This window comes from Marinobacter sp. LA51, assembly GCF_030297175.1.
Classification (GTDB): domain Bacteria; phylum Pseudomonadota; class Gammaproteobacteria; order Pseudomonadales; family Oleiphilaceae; genus Marinobacter; species Marinobacter apostichopi.
In genome coordinates, this window is the sequence record NZ_AP028070.1 from 325,131 (window position 1) to 348,937 (window position 23,807).

The following is a 23,807-nucleotide window of genomic DNA, read 5'->3' on the forward strand; positions in this document are numbered from 1 at the left end:
CCAGAATGGAGACACCGGGATACCGGCAGGCAGCGTTGGGTAGCGTTACCAGAGCCGTGCATGCGGGCCTGTTGTTAACAGTGTTAATGGCTCTGGTGCTGCTGGCAGGCCGGGTCTCGGCTCAGCCTGAGGTCTGCGTTAACGACGCGCTGGATCAGAAGCTGTGCCTGGCCAGTCCGGCCGAACGTGTGGTGTCGCTGTCTCCCGGCGCCACCGAATTGTTGTTCAGTGCCGGCGCGGGTGACCGGGTGGTGGCGGTCAGTGCCTGGAGTGATTATCCGCCCCAGGCGGAGGCGTTTCCCCAGGTCGGCGATAGCAACCGGCTTGATCTGGAAACCATTGTCGCGTTGTCACCAGATCTGGTGGTGGCCTGGATCGATGGCAATTCCCGGGCCCAGCTGGAGAAGCTGAGCGCTATTGGCATCAACGTATTCTGGCTGGCTCCCCGTCGTTTCGAAGAGATCGCACAGGCGGTGGAACAGCTGGCCCTGCTCACCGGGCAACCGGAGGTGGGTCGGCAGCGTGCGGCCAATTTTCGCGAAGGGCTGTCGGAACTTCAGACGGAGTATGCCGCTGCCCCTCCAATCCGGGTGTTCTTCCAGATCTGGGATCAGCCGCTAATGACTGTGAACCGTGAAGAGCTGATCAGCAAAGCCATCACTCTCTGTGGTGGCGTGAATGTATTCGCCGATTTGCCCCGACTGGTGCCAAGGATCAGTGCTGAGGCTGTGGTGGTGGCTAACCCTGAGGCCATTGTGACTTCAGGCGAGGATAGCAGCGACCTGTCGGGACTGGCTCGCTGGCAGCAGTTTCCGGAGTTGGCGGCGGTGAAGAGCAATAATTTGTTTATCGAGCCGCCGTCACTGCTGGCGCGGCCAACCTTCCGCATGCTGGATGGCACCCGCCACCTGTGCGAAACCCTGGAGCGTGCCCGTGCCACTCTCTAGCACTTTGCGCCCGCTGATTGTGCTCGCCCTGATCAGTGTTTTGGCGATGGTGGTCTCCGTCAGTATCGGCTCCAGTGCCATGGAGCTGGGCCAGACTCTGGCGGTGCTGGCCGGTGGCGGTACCGAGCTTCAACAGACCCTGATCCTGGATCTGCGCTTGCCGCGCACTCTCAGTGCGTTTGCGACCGGCGGCTTGCTCGCCGTGGCCGGCGCCCTGATGCAGGTTTTGTTGCGCAATCCCCTGGCAGATCCCTACGTGCTCGGGCTGTCCGGCGGCGCAGCGGTTGGTGCTTTGCTGGCCATGCTGGCGGGTGTCGCCGGTTTTGTGGTTTCCGGTTCGGCGTTTGCCGGTGCCATGTTGGCCACCCTGCTGGTGTTTGGGCTGGCTCATGGCACAGGCAGCTGGACGCCCTCCAGACTCTTGCTCACCGGGGTAGTAATGGCCTCCGGCTGGGGCGCCCTGATTACCCTGATTCTCGCGATGACACCGGCGAGCCGGTTGCCGGGCATGCTCTACTGGTTGATGGGCGATTTGTCTCATGCAGGTACACCTGGGCCGGCGCTGATCATTCTGGTGTTGGTCTGCCTGCTGGTGTTTCCTCTGGGGCGTTCGCTGAACGTGCTGGCTCGGGGACCGATGCAGGCTGCCGCCCTGGGGGTGTCGGTGCGGCCTCTGGAATGGCTGATTTATCTGCTGGCAAGCATTCTCACGGCAACAGCCGTAACCATGGCCGGCAGTGTTGGCTTTGTTGGCCTGGTGGTGCCGCACATGCTGAGGTTGGTGCTGGGCAACGATCAACGGTTGATCCTCCCGGCCTGCGCGCTCGCCGGTGGTGGCCTGCTGGTGTTGGCCGATGCCCTGGCGCGGGTGGTGATTGCGCCGGAACAACTGCCGGTAGGTGTAATCACGGCGCTGGTAGGTGTGCCTACGTTCCTCTACTTGTTGTATCGGAGCCGATAACTCATGACAGGCCTGAGCACCAGCGAATTGATCATCGACATTCCCGGCCGGCCATCGGGACAGCCGCTGAATCTGTGTGTCGAGCCGGGGCAGGTGTGGGGCGTGCTCGGCCCCAACGGTGTAGGCAAGACCACCTTGTTACACACCCTGGCCGGCCTGCGCCAGCCCAGGGCCGGAAAGGTGTTGCTGGACGAGCAGCCCGTGACCGGCATGAAGCGCAAGCAGCTGGCGCGGCACCTTGGCCTGGTGTTCCAGGATCGCCAGGATGGTTTCCCGGCGACGGTCCTGGAAACAGCGCTGATTGGCCGCCATCCCTGGATGTTGCCCTGGCAAATGGAAAGCCGGGCTGATCTGGAGTTGGCCGAGCAGGCGCTGTTAGCCCTCGACGTGATCCACCTCCGGGATCGGCTGGTACACACTCTGTCCGGTGGGGAGCGCCAGCGCGTTGCTATTGCTACTCTGATGACTCAGGCGCCCGGACTCTGGCTGCTGGACGAGCCCACTAATCATCTGGACCTGCACCACCAGGTTGCGACCATGGGCCTGCTGACCGGGCAGGCTGCTGCCGGGCATGCCGTCTTCATGTGCCTGCACGATCTAAATCTGGCTGCGCGCTGGTGTGATCATCTGTTACTGCTATACCCCGGCGGCGAAGCTTGCTGGGGGCCGGCGCAGAACATGCTGGTGCCGGCGGCGCTGGAACAGCTGTACGGACAGAAACTGGTGACAGTAGAGGCTGACGGCGCGCCGGTGTTTGTGCCGGCCAGGTAATCGGGCCGACCGTTCCAGATCGTATTCGGAGACAAGCAATGAGCTTTGCGAGAATCTATCAGCAGGCCGCGGACCGCAAGGGCGGTGAACAAGCGCTGCAGGCCCTGCTGCCGTCCCTGGCTGAGCCTGGTCAATTGGCGGCGCTGGACGACGACCGGTACCTGTCGGAGATAACCCGATGCATCTTCAAAGCTGGCTTTGTCTGGCGGGTGATCAACCGGAAATGGCCTGATTTCGAGGCGGCCTTCGACGGGTTTGTTCCCATATACTGGCAGCAGGTTCCGCCAGAGGTGCTGGAAGACCTGGCCCAGGACGTGCGGATCGTTCGAAACATGCAGAAAATTCGCACTGTGCCGGACAATGCCCGCATGATCGTCGATGCTGCCCGGGAGCACGGCAGCTTTGGTGCCTTTCTCAGCCAGTGGCCATCAGAGGATCAGGTCGGCTTGCTGCTGTGGCTGAAGCGCAATGGTGCCCGGCTGGGAGGCGCGACCGCCCAGTACTTTCTGCGCAATGTCGGCTGGGACGGCTTCATTCTGTCCCGGGATGTACTTGCCGGTCTGCGTCGGGAAGAACTGCTCGACGCCACTCCTGGCAGCAAGAAAGCACTGACCCAGGCCCAGGAGGCGTTTAACCGCTGGCATCAGGAAACCGGCCTGCCGTACAGTCACCTGTCCAAAATTCTGTCCTGCACCGTCGAGAACTAGGTCTGCCTGCAGCCCTAGTGCGGGCTTGGATACTGCCGGCGATTCGGATCGGTAACTCTCGCCGGGCCCATTGAGGTGAACTACACTTTTCCTGAAGGGGGCGAACAGCCCCGGTAAGGGAAGTTATTCGCCATGGCGAAAAGGAAGTCTCAACCACCGGCATCACCCCCGTCCGCAGAATTCTTTCACAAGCTGGCGTCAGCGGTGCCGGGCATACTTTTCGCTTATCGGCTCAGCACCGATGGCAAGTCCCATGCGTTTCCCTACGTCAGCAATCACAGCCTGCAATTGTTTGGCATCGATCCCGAGGTATTGAAGCAGAGCGCTGAACCATTATTCGACATCATCCACCCGGATGACATCGAAGGCCTGGAACAGAGTATCCGGGAATCGGCCCGTACTCTGGGACCCTTTCAATGCCGGGCCCGCCTGCACCTGATTGATAACGGCTATCAATGGTTCGAAGAGCTGTCCCACCCAATCCGAGAGCCCGATGGCAGCACGCTCTGGTATGGCCAGTTTTACAATATCCAGCACTATAAGGAGCTGGAACAGGAGCTGCGTGAGAGTGAGTCGGAGTATTCGTTTCAAGCCGGATTTCAACGTTTGGTGGCTCGTCTGTCGACAGAGTTCATTAACTTGGGCTTTGGCACTATTGACGAGTGCATTGATGAGCTGCTCAAGAGCGTGGGTGAGTTCTTTTCCATGGATCGGGCTTATCTCTACGCCTTCAGCGAGGACTACACCAAGATCACCAAAACCCATCAATGGTGCCGGGAGGGCGTGCCCTCGCTGGTGGATGAAGACCAGACCGTATCTATCGATGCCTTTCAGTGCTGGCGAAAACAGCTTCTGGAGATGGTGAATAGCAATCAGGTTGCCCACGTTCAGGATGTCTCCGACGCGCCGCCCGACGTTGCTGTGCTTCAATCCGAGGCTGAATCCTCCTCCTCCGACACCGCGTCGGTATTCTGTGTGCCAGTGCGGGCTCGGGGTGACGTGGTTGGGTTCCTTGGTCTCGATTCACTGGCCCCGCGGGAGTGGCGCCGGGATCTGCACGATCTGCTGATCATCGTCTCAAGTCTGTTGTCAGGTGCCCTGGAGCGGAACTTGCTTGAGGAACAATTGTTGAACCAGTCGATCCGGGATCCGATGACCGGCCTGCACAACCGCCGTTACTTGATGCCGCGGCTCAGTGAGCTGGTGGAACGAGCCGAGAGGTACGACGAAAATTTCACCATCGCCATGCTGGATATCGACTATTTCAAGAAGATCAATGACTCCGTTGGTCATCTCGGTGGCGACTTTGTCCTGCGCCGGTTTGCTGACATTCTGGAGGATTTGATCCGTTCCACCGACGTGGTGGCGCGGTTCGGCGGCGAGGAATTCATGGTGGTATTTCCGGGCGCCGAGCAGGGGGCCGTCAAGCAGATGATTGGTCGGATTCTGGCGGCGGTGCGCCATGGCAGTTTCGTCTTCGAGGGGCGCTCGATCCCGGTCACGGTAAGCGCCGGGGTTGCCTCGGTCCGGGAGCGGGACGATCGGATGATTTCGGTCGACGCGGTGATCGGCCGGGCCGACCATCGCCTGTACCTTGCTAAACAGTCGGGCCGTGATTGTGCGTTCGATGTTTCCGGCCCGCTTGGTCTGTAGGAAGCTGTACTTCACCTTATATCTCTAAATGCTATATGCTTATAATCAATTAGAGATTTCAGGCAAAGGTGAACGCCATGAGTAATCCCATCGTCCAGCCGTTTTTCGACGAAGCCACCAACACGTTCAGCTATGTGGTTCGCGATCCGGACAGCCAGGCCTGTGCAATTCTGGATTCGGTACTCGACTTCGATTACGCCGCCGGTCGCACCGCCGTGGACTCCGCCAATGACATTGTGGCCTATGTGCACAACCATGACCTGACGGTGGAGTGGGTTCTGGAAACCCATGTCCATGCCGACCATCTGTCGGCTGCGCCGCACCTGAAAAAACAACTGGGCGGCAAGACTGGCATCGGCCTACACATTCGCGATGTCCAGGAGATCTTTGGCAAGGCTTTCAATGCGGGCGGCGACTTTGCCCGTGATGGCAGCCAATTCGACCGGCTTTTCCAGGAAGGCGATCGCTTCCGGATTGGCGGGCTGGAGGCTTGCGTTCTGCACACGCCCGGTCACACGCCAGCGTGTCTTACCTACGTTATCGGTGACGCGGCTTTCGTTGGCGACACCCTGTTCATGCCCGATTACGGCACTGCCCGGTGTGATTTCCCCGGCGGCGACGCCCGCACCCTGTACCGCTCCATTCAGAAAGTGCTGGCACTGCCGCCGGAGACCCGGCTGTTTCTGTGCCACGACTACAAGGCCCCTGGCCGGGATGACTACGCCCCGATGACCTCCGTGGCGGAACAACGCAACAACAACATTCACGTGCACGATGGCGTGTCTGAGGATGAGTTTGTCACTCTGCGCACCGAGCGCGACGCCACCCTCGGCATGCCGAGGCTGATACTGCCCGCAGTGCAGGTCAACATGCGCGCCGGGCAGTTTCCACCGGCGGAGGACAATGACCAGGTTTATCTGAAAGTGCCTATCAACCGGTTCTGAGGCGGCAATGAACGTCAAACACTACTTGCCCCTTCTGGACTGGCTGCCCGGCTATGGCCGTAGTCAGGTCGCCAGTGATCTGGTCGCCGCGGTCATTGTCACCGTGATGCTGATTCCCCAGTCGCTGGCTTACGCGTTGCTCGCGGGCTTGCCGCCCCAGGTGGGGCTGTACGCCAGTATCCTGCCCTTGGTGGTGTATGCGGTGTTCGGCACCAGTCGCACGCTCTCGGTTGGGCCGGTGGCGGTGGCATCCCTGATGACGGCGGCAGCGCTGGCGCCGCTGGCCCAGGCCGGAACGTCGGAGTACCTCATTGGCGCGGTGGTGCTGGCAACGCTGTCCGGGTTGATGCTCATGGCCATGGGCCTGCTTCGGCTCGGCTTTATGGCCAATTTTCTGAGCCACCCGGTGATTTCCGGTTTCATCACCGCCTCCGGGATTGTTATCGCGGCGAGTCAGCTCAAGCACATTCTGGGTGTCGAGGCGTCCGGTCATAATCTGCTCGAAATCGTGACCTCCCTGGCGGGTTCCATTGGCCAGACCAATGGGGCGACAGTCGCCGTTGGCGCCGGGGCTTTGCTGTTCCTGCTGCTGGCTCGCCAACGCCTGAATCCGCTGTTGCGCGCCGTCGGGCTGGCACCCCGGCTGGCGGATATCCTGACCAAGACCGCGCCAATCCTGGCGGTGCTGGTAACGACGTTGCTGGCCTGGCAGCTGAATCTCGGTGCCCAGGGTGTAAAGCTGGTTGGCCAGGTGCCGGCAGGCTTGCCATCCCTGGGTCTGCCCAGCCTCGACTGGGGTCTATGGCAGCAGCTGGCCGTAAGTGCCCTGTTGATCAGTGTGGTGGGTTTTGTGGAGTCGGTGTCGGTGGGCCAGACCCTGGCTGCAAAGCGTCGTCAGCGTATCGATCCGGATCAGGAACTGATCGGGCTGGGCGCAGCCAATGTCAGCGCTGGCCTGTCCGGCGGCATGCCGGTGACCGGGGGCTTCTCCCGGTCGGTGGTGAACTTCGACGCTGGCGCCGAAACCCCCGCGGCTGGCGCCTTCACGGCAGTCGGGATTGCGCTGGCCACCCTGTACCTGACCCCGGCTATTGCCTATCTGCCCCAGGCGACGCTGGCGGCAACCATCATGGTGGCGGTTGCCACCCTGATTGATCTGCCCGCGCTTGCGCGGACCTGGCGCTACTCCAGGCCCGATTTTGGCGCCATGCTGGCCACCATCCTGCTGACCCTCGTGCACAGCGTTGAGGCTGGCATCCTGGCTGGTGTGGGATTGTCCATCGGCCTGTTTCTCTACCGCACCAGCCGGCCTCACAGTGCTGTTGTTGGTCGGGTGCCTGGAACCGAACACTTCCGAAACGTGCTGCGTCACGATGTTGAACTTTGTCCCAAGGTGACCTTTCTGCGGGTGGACGAAAGCCTGTATTTTGCCAATGCCCGTTTCCTGGAAGAGCGGGTGATGGATCTGGTGGCCGGTGAGCCGGCGTTGAAGCATCTGGTGCTGGTCTGCCCGGCGGTAAATCTGATCGACGCCTCGGCGCTGGAGAGCCTGGAAGCCATCAACGACCGCCTGCGAAATGCCGGCGTCGCTCTGCACCTGTCGGAGGTGAAAGGGCCGGTGATGGACCGTCTCAGGGATACGGATTTGCTGGCCAATTTGAGTGGTGAGGTTTTCCTCAGCACCTTTGAAGCCTGGCAGAGACTGATCGGGCAGTCGGTAGCGCAGCGTATTATTGTCTAGCCGACAGCGTGCTTGCCCAATGGGTAGGGCCGACCGGTACTATGTAATTTCTCCTTTCGGTGTTCAGATAACGGCACGTGCACTATGGGTATGACCGAAAACCTGCTTTCGACCACCCAGTGGCTCATCACCCTGGTGCTGTTTCTGCTGATCCTGGCGCGGGCGGTGCGCACCATCGACTGGCAGGCTGTGCGCCGGGATAACACCCTGCAGCACACGTTCTTCGGTGCGGCGGTAGTGCTGGGATTTCTCTGGCAGTTGCGGGCGGGGCTGTCTCCCGGCCTCTCCATTCATGTGTTCGGTATTACGGTGATTACCCTCATGCTGGGTTGGGCGCTGGCGGTTCTGGCTGGCCTGCTGGCGCTGGTCATTACTGTGATCACTGGACGCGAACCCTTGCTGATGTTTGCGGCCAACGGCTTGATTACCGTTATGATTCCCGCGTTAGTCAGTCATGGCATCATGCTTTGGGAGCGCCACAAAAATTTTAAGAACTTTTTCGCCTATATTTTCGTGTGTGGTTTTTTCGGTGCCGGCATTGCGGTAGCGGCGGCTGGCATTGTGATGTGCCTGCTGCTCTGGTCCAGTGGCGTCTATGATTTGTCCGAGCTGGTCCATGAATACCTGCGGTATTTGCCGCTGTTTATGATTCCCGAGGGGTTTGCCAACGGTGCCTTTGTTACCGGATTGATGGTTTTTCATCCGGATCGGCTCACTACCCTGGATCAGCGACGCTATCGGTAAGCGAACGGGCAGGGTCTCGACTACACTCCCGCGCATGGTTCAGTAGGCCATTGAACAGGCTGGTATGCGCTAACGCCAGAAAATGTGGTTTACTCCCGTTGTTAACAAGAACAGCGCCCGAAATGGGCGGGCTCCATTTACCTAAGCTGGCCATGAAGTAATGCCCAAAAGACTCTTTCCCCTGATCATCCTTGCCCTTGGTGTCCTTGGTTTTCTCGCCCTCAAGATGACCCGTCCTGAACCGGCCGAAGTCAGCGCCACGGAACGCAGCTGGCGGGTGAGCACCCAGATTGTTGAGCCGGGAAACCACACGCCGTTGTTGCCCCTGTATGGCCAGGTTGCGGCGCCCGAGCAGCTGAACGTAACCGCGACACTGGCCGGGCGGATTGACGCACGACCTGTTTCGGAAGGCGAGCGGGTGCAGGCCGGGGATCTGCTGGTGGCTCTGGATGACGCCGATATCCGGCCGGTGCTGACCCAGGCGGAGTCACAAGTGGCCGATCTCAAGGCCCAGCTCCAGTCGGAGCAGGTCCGGCACCGCAATGACCGGGCGGCGATCAAGAGTGAGCAGGCGATTCGCGATAATGCGGCCCGGCAACTGGAGCGCACCAAGTCTCTGGTCGGCCGTAATCTGGCCTCGCAGGAAAACCTGGAAGCCGCTACCGACGCCTTGGCCCGGGCGGAGCTGACGGTCAGCACGCGCCAGCGGGCTATCGACGAACACCCGTCCCGATTGCAGAGTCTGGAAGCCAAGCTGGCCCAGGCCGAAGCCAACCTGGCAACCATCGAGCGGGATGCCAAGCGGTCGCGGCTTACCGCCCCGTTCGATGGCGTGGTTACCGGTGTCCAGGTGGCACCCGGGGATCTGGTAGCCCGCAACGAACCTCTGCTGTCGCTCTATCCGGCAAAGAACCTTGAGCTGCGAGCGCGGGTGCCGGCGATGTTCCGTGCAGAGCTGCTCGACGCCCTGTCCCGGAATGACACGCTGATGGCAACCAGTGAAGGCGGGGAGCACCGGTTTGAACTGGTCCGGTTTGCCGGCACCGCCGATGCGGCCGGCACCGAAGCCATCCTGGCCCTGGTGGGCAATGGTGGCGGCTTGCGCCCCGGAGAGTTGCTGCCGGTTAACCTGCAACGGCCCGAACGTGCGGATACCGTTGCCATCCCTTTCAGCGCTCTTTATGGCGCCAATGCCGTTTATCTGATGAACCAGGACCAGCGTATGGAGCGGGTTCGGGTCGAGCGCATAGGCGAGGCCATGTCGAACAACGGCGAGCGCCGGCTCCTGGTAGCGGGTGGAGAGCTCAAGCCGGGTGCAAAGCTGATCACCACGCACTTGCCCAATGCCATGACCGGATTAAAGGTTGAGTCGGTGGCCCCTGAAGGGTCGGAACAGAAGGGCGCGGAGGCTGCTGAATGACAGGCCGCCGAGGGGTGATCGGTTTTTTTGTGCATCACCGGGTTGCCGCCAATCTGGTGATGTTGGTGATGTTGTTGGGTGGCGTGCTCGCGCTGACCCGGATGAATATGCAGTTTTTCCCGACCTTTGCCCTCGACATTGTCAGCGTCCGGGTGGTCTGGAGCGGTGCCTCAGCTGAGGACGTCGAGCAGGGTATTACCGATCCTCTTGAGCAACGGCTGCGCAGCATCGACGGCCTCAAGAAGATGACTTCCACCTCGGCCCAGAGCGTGTCCTCCATCACCCTGGAGTTCCATGAGGGCACGGACCCCATGCAGGCGCTGGACGACGTCAATCAGCAGGTGGACGAATTCACCAACCTGCCGGCAGATGCCGAAGAGCCTCAGGTCACCCGGATTGAACGTTACGAGCCGGTGGCGCGATTACTGGTTTACGGAGATGTCGATCGCAGCGAATTGCGGGACTTGAGTTACCGGTTTGAGGATGAGCTGCTGGAGCAGGGCATTGATCGGGTTGAAATCTCCGGCCTGCCGGAGCAGCAGATCAGCATCGATGTGCCGGTTGAACGCCTGGAGACCCTGGGGTTGTCCCTGGAACAGATTGCCGACCGGGTGGCTTCCATTTCCCGGGATCTGCCCGCCGGCATGATGGCGCAGCAGGATGCTACCCGGGAGTTGCGGGCGGTGGAGCAGCGCCGGTCTGCCCAGGCGTTCGAGGACGTCACGGTACTCAGTGGTGAGCGGATCCAGCTCAGGCTGGGGGACATTGCCATTATCCGGCAGGAAGCCCGGGATAATCAGGTGACCCTGAGTCGCAACGGGTACCCGGCGGCGGAGCTGGTACTTCAGCGCGCCGAAAATGGCGATTCCCTGGAATCTGCTCAGGTTCTGGATGACTGGCTGGAAAAAACCCGGCCGACCCTGCCGCCCTCCCTGACCCTGGAAGTGTACGACCAGTCCTGGCAGCTGCTGAACGATCGTATTTCCCTGCTGGTCAATAACGGGCTTGGCGGTTTGGTGCTGGTGGTCTGCCTGTTGTACCTGTTCCTGCCGGGCCGGGTGGCCGTCTGGGTGGCGATTGGCATACCCACCGCGTTCCTGGCGTCCATGGCGGTGCTGTGGGGCATCGGCGGCTCCATCAATATGATTTCGCTGTTTGCCCTGATCATGGCCCTGGGGGTAATTGTTGACGATGCCATTGTGGTGGGCGAAGACGCCGATGCCCACGCGCGGATGGGTGAAGAGTCGATATACGCCTCCGAGGGCGCCGCCAAGCGCATGGTGTGGCCGGTTTTGGCGTCGTCGCTGACCACCGTGGCCGCGTTCATGCCGTTGCTGGTCGTGGGCGGTGTGATTGGTAATATCCTGGGCGATATCCCCACGGTGATGATCTGCGTGCTGGTGGCTTCGCTTCTGGAGTGCTTTATTGTGCTGCCCGCGCACCTGCGCCACGCCTTCGTGCCCCGCGGTCGCTCCGGTGGTGAAAAACAGCCCGCGTCCGTTAGCCGAAATCCTGTAGCGCGCCTGCGTTCGGGTTTTGAGACGAAGTTCGATCAGTTCCGCGAAGGCCGGTTTCGCCGGTTTTCCCTGCTCAGCCTGAAGCACCGGGGCGTAACCCTGGCAAGTGCGGTCGCATTGGCCCTGCTTACGGTCGGTTTGCTGGCCGGTGGCCGGCTTGGCTTCAATTTTTTCCCGACGCCCGAGCCCTCGATTTTTTACGCCAACGCCAGCTTTGTGGCCGGAACCGATGAGCGCACGGTGGACCGGTTTCTGGAGGACATGCGACGAAGCCTGGACGAAACCGAGGAGGCCCTCGGCGGCGATCTGATCCTGCACGCTATTACCCGCGAGGGCGCAACCCTGGGGGCCGGAGGGCGGTCACGTACTGGTGAGGAGCTCGGCGCCATGTTCATAGAGCTGGCACCTTCAGACCGGCGCCTGGTTCGCAATCCCGAGTTCATTAACGAATGGCGCAGCCGCCTGGCGCTGCCTGCGGGGCTGGAAAACCTGAGTATTTCCGAGCGGCAAGCCGGACCACCGGGCCGGGATGTCAACGTGCGCCTGACCGGCGATGATGCCGAATCCCTGAAAGCTGCCGCCGAAGCCCTGTCCCAGGCGCTGTCGACCCTTCCGGGTGTGCTCGACGTGGAAGACGACATGCCCTGGGGGCGGGAACAGCTGATCTACCAGGTGAGCGCCTATGGCGAGGCCCTCGGCCTGACCACCTCCGATCTGGGCCGACAATTGCGGGCCGCCTTTGATGGCCGTATTGCCCAGATCTATCAGGATGGACGGGACGAAGTGGAAGTGCGGGTACAGTTGCCCCAGGATCAGCGCGAGCGACTCTCCACCTTGTCAAAGATGACTGTAAGAGTGCTGGATGGCCGCTTTGTTCCACTGAGCCAGGTTATGAATCTGGATCACCGGCAGGGCTTCGAAGCCCTCCGCCATGCTGACGGCAAGCTGGCGGTGGAGGTGAGCTCCGGGCTGAATACCCAGGTCAGCACCACCGACCAGATTCTCAACAGCCTGCAGGCCGAGGTCCTGCCGGAAATCGCCAGCAGCTATAACGTGCGCTACAGCTTCGAAGGCCGGGCCGCCGACCAGCGCGAAACACTGGCCGACATGCAGACCGGTCTGATCATTGGCCTCGGCCTGATGTACGTGGTGCTGGTCTGGGTGTTTGCGTCCTGGAGTCTTCCGGTCATTGTCATGGCGATTATCCCCTTTGCCTTGGTCGGAGCCCTCATCGGGCATTGGCTGATGGGGCTCCAGCTCACCATTCTGTCCCTGTTCGGGTTGTTTGGTTTGTCCGGAATAGTGGTCAATAACGCCATCATCCTCGTAGCTTTCTATAACCAGCAGCGAAAAAAGGGCCTCGACATCACCGAAGCCCTGAACGAGGCCGCGGTGCAACGGGTGCGGGCGGTAATGCTGACCTCGCTGACCACTATCGGTGGCCTGTTGCCTCTGTTGTTTGAAACCTCGCTGCAGGCGCAATTCCTGATCCCCATGGCGACGTCAATCGCGTTCGGGCTCGGGTTGTCGACACTGCTGGTGCTGCTGGTGATACCGGCCCTGCTGTCCTGGCTCGAGCAGTTCAGGGAATGGCGGGCCCAACGACACGGTGAACACGCTCCTTTGATAGGAGTGGACGAATAAAGGGATAGGAGTTGACGAATAAGGGCAGATTTTCGATGGGACAAGCTTTGCTGACGGTTCACGGACTGGCCAAGGGTTTTCAGAGCGGCAGCGAGCAGATCCCTGTGCTGGCGGACCTGGCCTTAACCTTGAACCAGGGCCAGTCCATGGCGGTAATGGGTCGGTCTGGTTCCGGGAAAAGCACCTTGTTGAATATGCTCTGTGGCCTGGAGTACCCGGACGCCGGTGTGATCGATATTGACGGGCAACGCTTTGACGGCGGCCAGGCTTCTGACCAACGAGCACAGGCCCGGTGCTGGGCCGATCTGCGGCGCCAGCGCATCGGTGTCGTCTTCCAGGACGCCAACCTGATGCCAGCGATGTCGTTGCTCGACAACGTACGGTTGAGGGCCCGGCTGGCTGGTCAGGACGATCAGGGCTGTTTGGCCTGGCTTGAACGCCTGGGCATCGGCACCCTGGGCGACCGGTTTCCGGATCAGGTCTCAGGCGGTCAGCGCCAGCGTGCGGCCCTGGCGATGGTGTTTGCCATGCAACCGGCGCTGATCCTGGCGGATGAACCGACCGGCAGCCTCGACCGACACACCGCGGATGACGTTGCCGATGAACTGTTCCGGCTTCAGGCTGAACACGGTTGCGCCCTGATTCTCGCCACCCACGATGCCGAACTGGCGGCCCGGTGTGGCCAGCGCCTGGATCTGGCGCACCTGTCCAGCTCCTCTGCGCCTTCTGCATCCTCCATGCTTTCTACCAGCTCCGCGCCTGCTGACCGGCCCCAGTGATGACACTGTTCGCGGCATTGTTCAGTCATTACCGGCGTCACCCGCTGCAGTTGCTCGCCCTGGCGATCATGATTGTGGTCGCCACCATGTTGTGGACCGGGGTTAGTCATCTCACCTATCAGGCCAGGGCCAGTCTCGGTCAAAGTGAGCAGGCAGTAGCGGAGCGCCGGCAAGTGGTTCGTTTGGACGGAGAGTCGATTGCGGTAGCTGATTTCGTGACCCTGCGCCGGGCCGGTGTCTGCGTCATGCCCTGGCTTGAGGTTCAGCGCCCGGATGCCCAGGGCCGGGTGGTGGGCGTGGATGGGCTGGCGGCGAGTTGTTTTTCCGGTGCCGGCGAAGCGGCGCAAGCCTGGAATCAACCCCTGAACGGCAAACCCTTCCTGGATATTCGCGATGCCGCAGCCCTGACTACCGGCCCCGACGATCGGTCTGCCGAGTTGACGCTGCTGGTGGCGGAGCAGGTCACCGAGGCTGCTTTGCCCGAGGGTTATCGCCTGACCCGGTTCAGCCTTGGCCCCGATACCGGAGAGTTGGGTGAGAGCTTCCTGCTGAATCTGGATGCCCTCGGCGTGCTGGTGCTGTTGATCACGGCCTTGCTGTTGCGCAGCGTGTATCAGCTTGGGCTGGCTCAGCGCCGGGACAGTTTCGCGTTGTTGCACCGGTTCGGCGTGCCGCCAGTGTCGGTCAATCGCTTGCTGGTACTTGAAATGGCCCTACTGGCCGGGCTCTGTGTGATACCGGGTGTGGCATTAGGGCGGTTGCTGGCAGGGCTTCTGGGCAGCGGATTCGGCCAGGCCCTGGATAATCTGTTCGATGCGCCGCTGTACGCCGGTCAGGAGGCGAGCTGGCTATGGTCGGTTCTGACCATGATGGCGGTGGTGATGGTGGTCTGCCTGATTGATCTGATCCGACCGGTTTCGCGGGCGCCGGTAACGCTCCTGGCCGGGCAGCAACGGTCCCTGGCCCTGGGGGCTCTGTTGCTCGGGTTGGTGCTGGCTCTAGTGGCCTCGTCGTTGGTGTTGGTGTTTCTCGCCGTTGCCCTGGTGTTCGTCGGCGCTGGGTTGCTGGCTCCGATGCTGATGTCCGGTTTGGCCCGGCGCCTTGCCCGGGCTGCGCCGGACCCGCTTAAACGCTGGCACTTCGCCGAATTTGGTGTTTTGGCCCGGCGCTTGGCATTGCCGCTGGTGGCACTGCAGTTTGCGCTGGCCATGGTGTTGGCAGTGCAGGCATTGGTGACGGTGTTTGAAGCCACTTTTGATGAGTGGCTGTCCCAACGGCTGGCGGCCGACTTTTTTGTCGAGGTGCCTGCGGGTGCCGAGACCGGAGCCGCCGTCGACTGGTTGGCGGACGAGCCTGAGCTGGCCGCAAGCGGCGATTGGCAGCGAGTGGTGAGGGGCAAGGCGGAGCTGACGGTGCCAGGTGCCGAGCAGGAATTGGAGTTTCAGCCGGGACAGAGTGTCGACCTGTTGGCCGTGGCGCCTGTAGGCCGGCTGCTGACCCAGTGGCGTCTGCAGGCAGCTGCAGACCAGCCCTGGCAGGCCTTTGCCCGGGGCGAGGGCATCATGATCAATGAACAGCTGGCGCGCCGGCAGGAGCTGGCGGTGGGTGAAACCTTGAACCTGACAGTGGCCGATGAAGTCCTGTCATTGCCCGTTTTGGCCATCTATCCCGACTATGGTCGTCCGGCTGGTGAGGTGCTGCTCAATGCCGGGCTGTTGCCGGCGGCGTTCAAACCCGGATTCGAGAGCCTGTCTATCAATCCGGGCACTCTGGACATGGCAACCGTGGTATCGGGGCTGCAGCAGGTATGGCAGGTGGAGACGGTGACGGTGCGGAACAATGAGCGGATTCGGGAGCTGGCGGATACCGTGTTCGACCAGACGTTCCTGCTGACTCGCGCCATGACCGTGCTGACTTTGATCCTGGCGGCCGCCGCCTTGTTGATCATGGGCTGGGTGTTCTTCTCAACCCGGGTCTGGTACTACCGGCTATTGGCGGTGTGGGGCCTGCGCGACCGGGAGGTGGCCGGCCAGATGGTGCGCCTTGCCATCAGTCTGACTGTTGGCATTGCGGTGTTGGCGCTGCCGCTGGGGATCTGGCTGACCTGGGTACTCGTGCACCGGATCAACCCCTTGGCCTTTGGCTGGTCACTGCCGATGGCCGTGTATCCGGAGTTCTGGGTAGAACTGATCGGCCTCAGCCTGGTGATTGGCCTGAGTATCGCCGCGCTGATGCGCCGTCAGCTCCAGCAGCCGGCTACCATGCCGGCTTCCGCCAGTAGCCTGGCTGGAGGTGATCGGTGACGTTTCGTGTGCGTTCGCTTGGATTTCCGGCCTTTTTTCGGATATTGGCGTCATTTTCGTGTCTTTTTTTGGTTGTTGGCTGTTCTGGGGAGTCCGAGGACAGCGGCTTTGCCGGGCTTGCCGAATCGCAACAGGCAGGCACCGACGTACCTTTCCTGCAGCCTGGCCCGGGCGACCGGCTCAACTTCCCGGAGGATTTCGGACCCCACCCCCAGCACCGCATCGAGTGGTGGTACCTGACTGCCAATCTCGAAAACCAGGCGGGTGAGCCGCTGGGCCTGCAATGGACGCAGTTTCGCCAGGCCCTGACCCCGAGGCCTGCGGATGCGACACCGCCGGCGCCGTCCCAGTGGCCATTGCAGGCGGCGTGGATGGCTCACGGTGCGCTCAGCTGGCGTGGTCAGCATCATTTTGCCGAGCGGCTGGCCCGGGCCGACGTTGGTCACTCCGGTGCCACGGCACAACCGTTCGAGGTCTGGCTTGATGACTGGCGGCTGACCAGTACTGGTGAGTCTGGCTCCTGGCGGTTGCGGGTGTCGGCCGACAACTGGTCATACGATCTGTCTTTGCGGCTCAAGGGCCCGCCGGTGGCGCACGGTGACCGGGGCTTCAGTACCAAGTCCGCCAGTGGTGAGGGTTCGATGTATTTCAGCCTGGTGGATATTGCCATTGCCGGTACAGTCACCATCGATGGCGAAACTCAGAAAGTCCGGGGCAAGGGCTGGTTCGATCGCGAGTGGAGCAGTCAGCTGCTAAAAACCGGGCAGCAGGGTTGGGACTGGTTTGCCCTGCACCTGGATTCCGGCGACAAGCTGATGGCGTTCCGGTTGCGGGAGGAGGGCGGCGCGTTTGTCTCCGGTACCTGGATTACCGATGCAGGGGAGGCGATGGCACTGAGTGCCGATGAGCTGATTCTGACCCCGGTAACTGAGAGCGAGGCGACGCCAACCCGCTGGCGGCTGCAAATACCGCAGTACGGCGTCGATCTGGACATTGCCGCGCCGCCCGGGGAATACCTTAACGAGGGCCAATATCCGTACTGGGAAAGTCCGGTCAGCGTCAGCGGCAGTCACTACGGGGAGGGCTACATGGAGCTGACCGGGTATGAGGTGGAGTAGGTTGTTCAGCTGATCGCTGGTGGTTCCAGACTGGAGAAAAGCTCCTGAATGCCGTTATGCCACTGCTGCCGCAAGCTGTGGAAGTATTCACACTGGTCCTCAACCCGCTCCATCAGACAGGGCTCGAGGGCGTCTTTGCGATAGATCGCGATGTCCAGGGGCATTCCCACGGACAGGTTGCTCTTCATGGTGGAGTCGAACGAGATCAGGGCGCACTGATAAGCCCGGTCCAGCGGTGTCCGGTAGTTCACGATCCGGTCGAGGATCGGTTTGCCGTACTTGGATTCGCCAATCTGGAAGTAGGGTGTCTCCTCGGTGGCCTCAATGAAGTTGCCTTCCGGGTAGACGTTGAACAGGCGCGGTGCCTCGCCTTTGATCTGGCCCCCGAGAATCAGCGAGCAGCTGAAATCCACATGGCTCAGCTTGCCGTCCGGGTTGTCCCGGCGAATCACTTCGCGCATGGTCTGGCCCACGATTTCGGCGGTCTCAAACATGGTAGTGGTGTTGAGCACGTTGGTGGTGTCGGTGCCCGCGCGGCGCTCCAGCAGGCTGATGACACTCTGGCTGGTGGCCAGGTTGCCGGCGGACAGCAACACCAGCTCACGTTCGCCCGGCTTGTCGAAGACATGCATCTTACGGAAGGTCGAGATCTGGTCGAAACCGGCGTTGGTTCGGGAATCCGAGGCAAACACCAGCCCGTCGGCCAGTCGCATCGCTACGCAATAAGTCATAAAGCCCTCCTGCCAGGCTCCAATAATGCGCGTAGTCTAAAACGAATCCCGTCGGAACGTGAGCGCTTTATTGTGCGTTTTTCGGCAGTTTTGTTACTGCGCTTGCGCGGCCTCAGTCACCCAGGCCCGGGTCTGCATGTGCTCGGTTCCGCCGCCATTGCGCATGCCGCGAACGGGCGCTACATCCAGGTAGTCCAGGCCGACCGCGAGTTTCAGGTGGCTCTCGGCCACGTTCAGGGTGTTGACCACATCGAAGGTCTGCCAGTTACTACCAAGCCAGACTTCAGCCCAGGCATGGGTGGCCACATGGTCATCACTGACCGAATGAATGTAGCCACTGACATAACGAGCCGGCACGCCGATGTAGCGACAACAGGCGATGAAGATGTGGGTGTGGTCCTGGCACACACCGGCACCGAGCTTGAAGGCCTCCGCCGCGGTGTGGGTCACACTGGTGGCCCCCGGGGTGAACGCGATGTGCTCGCGCAAATGCTTCATCAGGCGAAGCAGGCTGCGTTTGTTGGGTGAGTACTGTTCGGCGAACGCCTTCAGATCTTCGTCCACCTCGGTCAGTGGCGTGTCGCACAGGAACACTTCGGGTGGGAACGGAGAGTCGTCCTTGGTCAGTGGTTTGCCGGTCAGGTCGACAATGCCCTCGGCGACCAGGGTGATGCTGGGGAACGCCTTTTTCAGTGTCATCACCGTCACCGGGTTGCCATAACCGTCGATCATCTCACTGGTTTCGCCGGGTATGTCCAGGCGCCATTCGAAGATACGCTGCTGGGGCGTGTTCCGGGGCGTCAGCCGGATGTACTGGATGCTGTTGCGGACCGGCGATTCGTAGGTGTAGGTCGTCTCATGACGAATATGCAGTCTCATTGGTGCCACCCCATGTAGTCTTTCTGAATTTGACCGGCAATGCGCTGAATCCTTGCCAGGAAATCCACGAGGTAGTCATGCAGGCCACGTTCCTCGATGTAGTCGGTATCACCGAATCGGATGTTGGCGTAGAGGCTGGAGGCCATGCGCCGGGCTCGCTGGGCAGAACCACTTTCAACCCGGTCGAGCAGGCCGGCAATTTCTTCCAGGCAGCTGTGCAGGGAACGCGGAAGTTCATGGGACAGAATCAGCAATTCCGCGACACTGGTAGGATCGAGGCTATGCCCGTAGGTGTTCTGGTAAGCTTCAAACGCCGCCAGGGAATTCAGCAGTGCGGTCCACTCGAAGAAAGACTGAGTCGCCTGCTCCTCCATCGCCCTCGTGGCCATGACGTGGCGAATATCCAGCACCCGCGCGGTGGTATCGGCGCGCTCTATGATCGTACCCAGGCGCAGGAAGTGGAAGGCATCGTTGCGCAACAGGGTGCCGTAAGCGGCGCCCCGGAACATGTGCGAGCGTTCGCGAATCCAGTCGAATACTGAGCTGGCGTTGGACTCGGTGACTCCCTCTTGCTGCAGTACTTTCAAGTCGAGCCAGGCACGGTTGATGGTTTCCCAGACGTCGGCCGACAGGTTGCCCCGAACATGCAGGGCGTTGTCCCGGGCGTTACGGATGTAGTTAAAGACGCTGGCCGGGTGCTGGTCGTCCAGCAACAGGAAGTCGATCAGGTTCCGGGGCGTGATCTCTTCATGGTGTTCGAAGAACTCATCATAGGTGCCAGAGACCAGTAACGGCACCGAAAGCTGTTCGGTGCGGTCTTCCGGAACGTCGATCAGGGCCATGTTCAAACTGACATCCAGTTGTCTGGCCTGGCTCTCTGCCCGCTCCAGGTAACGGGCCATCCAAAACAGGCTGGAGGCTGCGCGGCTCAGCATAAGTCGTCCTCCAGTACCCAAGTGTCTTTGGTGCCACCGCCCTGGGACGAGTTCACCACCAGGGAGCCCTTTTTCAGGGCTACGCGGGTCAGCCCGCCGGGAACCATCTGAATCTTCTTGCCCGACAGCACGAAGGGACGGAGATCCAGATGCCGGGGTGCCACGCCCTCGTCCACAAAGGTGGGGCAGGTGGACAGGCTGAGTGTCGGTTGGGCAATGTAATCTTCGGGGTGCGCCTTGAGCAGACCGCGGAAGGTTTCCAGTTCTTTCTTGCTGGCCTTGGGGCCAATCAGCATGCCATAGCCGCCGGCGCCCTGGGCTTCTTTAACAACCAGTTCCGGCAGGTGATCCAGCACGTATTGCAGGTCCTTTTTCTTGCGACACTGCCAGGTTGGCACATTCTTCAGAATGGGCTCTTCACTGAGATAGAAGCGGATCATGTCCGGAACATACGGGTAGATCGACTTGTCATCCGCAATCCCGGTGCCCATGGCGTTGGCCAGGACTACGTTACCGGTTCGGTACGCGGCATAAAGCCCGGGCACGCCCAGCATGGAACTGGGGTTGCCAGCCAGCGGGTCGAGGAAGTCGTCGTCGACCCGGCGGTAGATGACATCCACCTGTTGCGGGCCGACGGTGGTTTTCATATAGACCCTGTTCTGGTGCACGAACAGGTCGGCGCCTTCGACCAGCTCCACCCCCATCTGTCGCGCCAGGAAGGCATGCTCGAAATAGGCACTGTTAAAGCGGCCCGGGGTGAGAACCACCACGGTCGGGTTGGCTTTCAACGACGCGGCTCGCAGGGTTTCACCCAGAAGATTAGGGTAATGCTCCACCGGAGCTACCGGTGAGTGGGCAAACAGTTCGGGGAAAAGCCGCATCATCATCCGGCGATTCTCCAGCATGTACGACACCCCGCTGGGGCACCGGAGGTTGTCTTCCAGCACGTAAAAATCGCCATCGTTGTTCCGGATAAGATCGATACCAGCGATGTGGGAATACAGATTTCTCGGCAGCTTCAGGTTTTGCATGCCGGGCTGATACTGGCTGTTGGCAAACACCTGCTCGGCACTGATTACGCCAGCTTTAACGATTTCGTAGCTGTGGTAGATGTCGTGCAGGAAGCGGTTCAGCGCCGTTACTCGCTGGCGCAGGCCGGCCTGGAGTTTGTGCCAATCGCTGGCGGAAATGATCCGTGGAATCAGGTCAAACGGGATCAGTCGGTCGGCACCCTGATCCTCACCGTAGACGTTGAAGGTAATGCCCAGGCGCTGGAACAACACATCGGCTTCGCGGCGCTTTTCCGCGATCAGGTTTTCATCCGATTCGAGTAACCAGTTTTCCAGCATACGGCAATGTGGCCGCACTCGGTTGTTCTCATCGAACAGCTCATCAAACAGACCTGCGTCCGGCGTCTCAATCAACATGATTCTGTTCGTCTCCCTGAAGGGTGCCGGTGAAGTTGGCACTCAATACGGTAATGGGCAGCAAAAGGCGGGCCATCGGCTCTGTTGATGGTGTCATGCCCTGTCTTACAGCAAAGGAGAGTACGGCCGTTCTGTCAATTCAGGGGTTAAAACGAAAGCAGGCGGCCACGTGGCCGCCTGCTTCAAAGTGTTACCAAATCGCCTTATTCGACGGAAGTTGCACCAATACGGTGAATACTGACGTCCGCGCCGTTGAACTCTTCTTCATCAGTCAGGCGCAGGCCGGAAATGGCGTTGATAACGCCGTATACAATCAGACCGCCTACGAAAGCCACCAGAACCCCCGCAACGGAACCGATGATCTGGGACATCAGGCTGACACCGCCCAGGCCACCGAAGGCTTCCTGGCCGAAGATACCGCAGGCAATCGCACCCCAGACACCGCAGACGCCGTGCAGCGGCCAGACACCCAGCACATCGTCCAGGCGCTCAATCTTGGCCTGGGCCCATTCGAACAGGTACACGAAGATGGCGCCGGCAATACCGCCGGTGATCAGTGCGCCTACCGGGTGCATCAGATCAGAGCCGGCACAAACGGCCACCAGGCCGGCCAGCGGTCCGTTGTGGATGAAGCCCGGGTCCTTGCGACCCACCAGCATGGCCACCAGGATGCCGCCGACCATGGCCATCAGGCTGTTCACCGCTACGAGGCCACTGATGCCGTCGAGGGTTTGCGCGGACATAACATTGAAACCGAACCATCCTACGGTCAGGATCCAGGCGCCCAGGGCCAGGAATGGAATGTTGGACGGGGCAAAGGCGACCACGCGGCCGTTGCGGTAGCGGCCGTTACGAGCGCCGAGCAGCAGAACCGCGGCCAGGGCGATCCAGCCACCCACGGCGTGCACCACAACGGAGCCGGCGAAGTCGTGAAAAGATGCACCAAACTGGCTCTCAAGCCAGGCTTGGAATCCAAAATTACCATTCCAGATCAGACCTTCGAAGAACGGGTACACGAGGGCCACGATGAGGGCGGAAGCAATCAGCATGGGGTAGAACTTTGCGCGCTCGGCAATGCCGCCGGAGACGATGGCCGGAATGGCGGCCGCGAAGGTCATCAGGAAGAAGAACTTGACCAGCTCGTAGCCATTGCTGGCGGTCAGTTCTGCCGCGCCGGTCATGAAGTGGCTGCCGTAGGCGACGTAGTAACCCACGAAGAAGTAGGCCACGGCAGAGACGCCGAAATCGGTCATGATCTTGACCAGGGCGTTGACCTGGTTCTTGTGACGCACAGTGCCCACTTCAAGGAAGGCAAAACCGGCGTGCATGGCCAGTACCATGATGGCACCGATAAGGATGAACAGCGTGTTAGCGCTCTCAGTCAGGGTATGTACTGCACTCGTGATGTCCACGGGTTTTCGCTCCTGAATTGTTTTATTGGCCTCGGATGGGCTTGTTGTGCATTGGTCGGGTGCACAGAAGCAAGAGGCGTTCCAAAACGATGCAAAAGTAGCGACGTTAGTCAGTTGCTAGGGGAGAGGGAAGGTAAGATGGTGCTCTTAATGGAATTTTCGCACCAAAAAAGTGCGCTCATGTCGGGTTTGCACTGATATGGGCACTCGGCGAGGCCGATTACCAGGTGATGTTATTGTCCGGGTTATTGTCGTCGAGAAGGATCTCAGGCGTGGGGTTCGCTTCAAAATCAATCACCGCTTCCTGGTCCAGGGCGCCTGACTCCACCAGTTCCCGGAGTTCGACCTCCTGCTCTTGCAGCGGGCCTGAAAGATCAACAATGATTTCCACCCGGCGATTCTTGGCGCGACTTTCCACGGTGTCGTTGCTGACCCGGGGCTTGGTGTCCGCCAGGCCCTTCACTGCCAATCGGGTCGGTTCAACCTCTTCCACCGCCAACAGGGCATTGGCTACGGCCGCGGCTCGTGCTGCCGAGAGATCCCAGTTGCTGTAGAACCGGGACGTGCGAATGGGGATGTCGTCGGTATGTCCTTCTACCGTTAGCCTGCCTGGGATCTCCGCGAGCACATCCGCCATGTCCAGCAGCAAGGTTTCGAAATCGTAGGTCAGATCGGCAGAGCCGGAAGGGAAGGAGCCTTTTTCCTCAATGCGAATCACGATCCTGCGCTGATCCTCATCCTGGGCCACATTGATGCGGCCATCTTCGATGGCCTCTTCCAGCACCTTGGTTATGTCCTGAGTGCTCTGGTCGAGTTGGTCCTGGGTTGCGGCCTCAATGGCCTGCTCGGTTGGACTTTTGAGAGTTTGAAGCTCCGGCTTCTGGTCTGACGTGGTCTGCCGAACCTCGTTCACCACGGTGGGCTCAGGCGGCGCCGGCGAGAACTTGTCAAAAATCGGGCTGGTGCCCATGGGAATGTCCAGAGTCGGCACTTCGCGCTGAACCCCGAAGGCCTTCGACAGCTCACCGGCGATCTGCTTGAACTTCATGGCGTCGATTTCAGAGAACGACAGCAGCAACACGAAGAAGCACATCAGCAGCGACATCAGGTCGGCGAAGGTAACAACCCAGGCCGGGATGCCCGGTTTTTCCTCTTCTGGAAGCTCGTCCATGAC

19 protein-coding genes are annotated in these 23,807 nt (G+C 60.7%); 13 read left to right on the forward strand and 6 right to left on the reverse strand.

Translation table 11 applies throughout. From position 1 onward, the window contains the following. The first annotated feature begins 5 nt into the window (after window positions 1-5). The 13 genes from QUE89_RS01395 to QUE89_RS01455 all read left to right on the forward strand — a co-directional run bounded on the left by QUE89_RS01395 (window position 6) and on the right by QUE89_RS01455 (window position 17,249). A complete protein-coding gene (locus QUE89_RS01395; RefSeq protein WP_286221517.1) occupies window positions 6-947 on the forward strand; it encodes a cobalamin-binding protein in 942 nt (313 codons plus the stop codon). Further along, a complete protein-coding gene (locus QUE89_RS01400) occupies window positions 934-1,908 on the forward strand; it encodes a FecCD family ABC transporter permease (RefSeq protein WP_286221518.1) in 975 nt (324 codons plus the stop codon). The genes QUE89_RS01395 and QUE89_RS01400 overlap by 14 nt, the downstream gene beginning before the upstream one ends. Before the next feature lie 3 nt (window positions 1,909-1,911). After that, window positions 1,912-2,679: an ABC transporter ATP-binding protein gene (locus tag QUE89_RS01405; protein ID WP_286221519.1), complete on the forward strand. Its 768-nt coding sequence runs from the start codon at window positions 1,912-1,914 to the stop codon at window positions 2,677-2,679. 38 nt (window positions 2,680-2,717) lie between these two features. Then, the gene (locus QUE89_RS01410) at window positions 2,718-3,386 is read left to right on the forward strand and encodes a DNA-3-methyladenine glycosylase I (RefSeq protein WP_286221520.1); all 669 of its coding nucleotides are present in this window, start codon (window positions 2,718-2,720) and stop codon (window positions 3,384-3,386) included. 132 nt (window positions 3,387-3,518) lie between these two features. Next, entirely contained in the window at window positions 3,519-5,039 is a 1,521-nt protein-coding gene (locus QUE89_RS01415; RefSeq protein WP_286221521.1) for a sensor domain-containing diguanylate cyclase, read from the forward strand. A 77-nt stretch (window positions 5,040-5,116) separates the two neighbouring features. After that, window positions 5,117-5,983: an MBL fold metallo-hydrolase gene (locus tag QUE89_RS01420; RefSeq protein ID WP_286221522.1), complete on the forward strand. Its 867-nt coding sequence runs from the start codon at window positions 5,117-5,119 to the stop codon at window positions 5,981-5,983. Between the two features lie 7 nt (window positions 5,984-5,990). After that, window positions 5,991-7,724, forward strand: a complete 1,734-nt coding sequence (locus QUE89_RS01425; RefSeq protein WP_286221523.1) for a SulP family inorganic anion transporter — start codon at window positions 5,991-5,993, stop codon at window positions 7,722-7,724. Window positions 7,725-7,808: 84 nt separating this feature from the next. Then, complete coding sequence (locus QUE89_RS01430) at window positions 7,809-8,468, forward strand: energy-coupling factor ABC transporter permease (protein ID WP_286221524.1); 660 nt, start codon at window positions 7,809-7,811, stop codon at window positions 8,466-8,468. A gap of 160 nt (window positions 8,469-8,628) precedes the next feature. After that, a complete protein-coding gene (locus tag QUE89_RS01435) occupies window positions 8,629-9,888 on the forward strand; it encodes an efflux RND transporter periplasmic adaptor subunit (protein ID WP_286221525.1) in 1,260 nt (419 codons plus the stop codon). Beyond that, window positions 9,885-13,049: an efflux RND transporter permease subunit gene (locus QUE89_RS01440; protein WP_286221526.1), complete on the forward strand. Its 3,165-nt coding sequence runs from the start codon at window positions 9,885-9,887 to the stop codon at window positions 13,047-13,049. Before QUE89_RS01435 ends, QUE89_RS01440 begins: the two co-directional genes overlap by 4 nt. Window positions 13,050-13,084: 35 nt before the next feature. Beyond that, window positions 13,085-13,828: an ABC transporter ATP-binding protein gene (locus QUE89_RS01445; RefSeq protein ID WP_286221527.1), complete on the forward strand. Its 744-nt coding sequence runs from the start codon at window positions 13,085-13,087 to the stop codon at window positions 13,826-13,828. Then, complete coding sequence (locus QUE89_RS01450; RefSeq protein ID WP_286221528.1) at window positions 13,828-16,131, forward strand: FtsX-like permease family protein; 2,304 nt, start codon at window positions 13,828-13,830, stop codon at window positions 16,129-16,131. Before QUE89_RS01445 ends, QUE89_RS01450 begins: the two co-directional genes overlap by 1 nt. Before the next feature lie 68 nt (window positions 16,132-16,199). Then, window positions 16,200-17,249 carry a lipocalin-like domain-containing protein gene (locus QUE89_RS01455; protein ID WP_286221529.1) on the forward strand — a complete coding sequence of 350 codons (1,050 nt, stop codon included), beginning with the start codon at window positions 16,200-16,202 and terminating at the stop codon, window positions 17,247-17,249. A gap of 5 nt (window positions 17,250-17,254) precedes the next feature. On the opposite strand, the gene QUE89_RS01460 is transcribed toward QUE89_RS01455, so the two are convergent. From QUE89_RS01460 to QUE89_RS01485, 6 genes are all read right to left on the reverse strand, one after another. Beyond that, a complete protein-coding gene (locus tag QUE89_RS01460) occupies window positions 17,255-17,980 on the reverse strand; it encodes a proteasome-type protease (protein WP_286221530.1) in 726 nt (241 codons plus the stop codon). Window positions 17,981-18,073: 93 nt separating this feature from the next. Then, a complete protein-coding gene (locus tag QUE89_RS01465) occupies window positions 18,074-18,859 on the reverse strand; it encodes a transglutaminase family protein (RefSeq protein ID WP_286221531.1) in 786 nt (261 codons plus the stop codon). After that, window positions 18,856-19,794 carry an alpha-E domain-containing protein gene (locus QUE89_RS01470; protein WP_286221532.1) on the reverse strand — a complete coding sequence of 313 codons (939 nt, stop codon included), beginning with the start codon at window positions 19,792-19,794 and terminating at the stop codon, window positions 18,856-18,858. The genes QUE89_RS01465 and QUE89_RS01470 overlap by 4 nt, the downstream gene beginning before the upstream one ends. After that, on the reverse strand, window positions 19,788-21,221 hold the full coding sequence (locus tag QUE89_RS01475; RefSeq protein ID WP_286221533.1) for a circularly permuted type 2 ATP-grasp protein: 1,434 nt from the start codon (window positions 21,219-21,221) through the stop codon (window positions 19,788-19,790). Before QUE89_RS01475 ends, QUE89_RS01470 begins: the two co-directional genes overlap by 7 nt. Before the next feature lie 203 nt (window positions 21,222-21,424). Continuing rightward, window positions 21,425-22,633, reverse strand: a complete 1,209-nt coding sequence (locus QUE89_RS01480; RefSeq protein ID WP_286221534.1) for an ammonium transporter — start codon at window positions 22,631-22,633, stop codon at window positions 21,425-21,427. A 220-nt stretch (window positions 22,634-22,853) separates the two neighbouring features. Continuing rightward, entirely contained in the window at window positions 22,854-23,804 is a 951-nt protein-coding gene (locus QUE89_RS01485) for a MotB family protein (RefSeq protein ID WP_286221535.1), read from the reverse strand. Window positions 23,805-23,807 lie beyond the last annotated feature (3 nt).